Origin of the sequence: Mesorhizobium sp. B1-1-5 (genome assembly GCF_006443065.1) — a bacterium.
Classification (GTDB): Bacteria; Pseudomonadota; Alphaproteobacteria; order Rhizobiales; family Rhizobiaceae; genus Mesorhizobium.
The window spans coordinates 1-1,385 of sequence record NZ_VFWS01000394.1 but is presented as its reverse complement, the minus strand read 5'-3'; the positions used below and the strand labels follow the sequence as shown (position 1 = coordinate 1,385).

2 protein-coding genes are annotated in these 1,385 nt (G+C 67.9%); one reads left to right on the top strand and one right to left on the bottom strand.

Going from position 1 to position 1,385, the window contains the following annotated elements:
* The coding region (locus FJ980_RS31715; protein WP_246676660.1) for a hypothetical protein at nt 1–402 on the top strand (402 nt) is incomplete at its 5' end.
* An 18-nt stretch (nt 403–420) separates the two neighbouring features.
* Here the strand turns inward: FJ980_RS31715 and FJ980_RS31710 are convergent.
* A partial coding sequence (locus tag FJ980_RS31710) for an amidase (protein WP_140547451.1) occupies nt 421–1,385 on the bottom strand: 965 nt, incomplete at its 5' end.

Genomic DNA, 1,385 nt, shown 5'->3' with positions numbered 1-1,385 from the left:
GACGCTGGAGCCATGGCCGTGCTCCGCCTCGCATTCCTTTGCCTTGCCACCACTTCAGCGGGCCTGCTGCCCTCGCTCGCCGCGGCCAAAAGCAGCTATGTCTATTGCGACAACGGGCTGCGCTGCTTCAAGGCTCCCTGCCCATCGAACAGCGTGCTCGACCTCGCCACCGGCAAGATCATCAAGGGCGTGTCGATCGACACCGGCGGATTGCCGACGAAGGACAAGGCGATGGTCGAGGCGTCGGATGCGCTCTCTGCCGGCAAGATTGTCGTCAGGGGATCGATCGAGCGACGCACCCAGACCATCACCGGCAAGCAATACAGCCTTCCGTGGCTGGCCGCTACGGCCGTCGAGCGCGCCGCCAAGGACAGCGAACGCAAGCACTGCTCTTCACACTGACATTCGGTTCAGTCCCGATCAGCCGCCCAGCAATCTCTCCACTTCAGCGGCGATGCTCAGCAGACGGCGGTCATGGCCGTGGCGCGCCACCAGCATCAAGCCGGCCGGCAGCGCCATGCCTGGCACCGGCAGCGAGATCGCGCAGAGATCGAACTGGTTGGCCACCTGCGTGTTGCGCAGCAGCAGGCCCTCCGTGCGATCGCGCAGACCGGCATCTTGCGCCAGGGACACGATGGTCGGCGCCGTCACCGGCGTGGTTGGCAGGGCCAGCACGTCGACCGACGTCAGCCGCTCATCCATGGCGGCGGCCAGCACGGCACGGCGACGCAGTGCCCTGATGTAAACCGGGGTCGGCAGCATTGCCGCCCGCGACAAGGGTCCGCTCACATGCGGGTCAACCGGCACCGGAGAGCCCGCCGCCAGCCAGTCTGCATGCACTTCGGCCCCTTCCATCGCGGCGATCGAACCACGTTTTGTGACCGCGCGAAGGTCCGCGATCAGGTCGTCGATCGACAGGTCCGCGACCCGTGCGCCGGCCTGCTCGATCTTGCCGAGGCAGCGCTCGAACGCTGCTGCCACCGCGCCTTCAGTCTCTCCGAAAAGCACGCCGCGCGGGAGACCGATGCGCAACCCCGCAAGGGCGAGTGGCGCCGGCAGCGCCAAGTCCTCGCCCGCCATCACCGCATCGGCCGCGGCGCATTGCGCCACGGTGCGGGCGAGCGGGCCGACCGAGTCCAGCGTGGCCGACAGTGGAAAGGCGCCTGTGAGCGGCACCCGCCGCGCCGTCGGCTTGAAGCCGACGACGCCGTTAAGTGCCGCCGGAATACGGATCGATCCGCCAGTGTCGGAACCGATGGAGATTTCGCTCGTCCCCTCGCCGACGGAAACGCCGGCGCCGGAGGAAGAGCCGCCGGGAATGCGGTCGGCATCGGTCGCGTTGCCAGGCGTGCCATAGTGCTGGTTGTCGCCGATGGCGGTAAAGG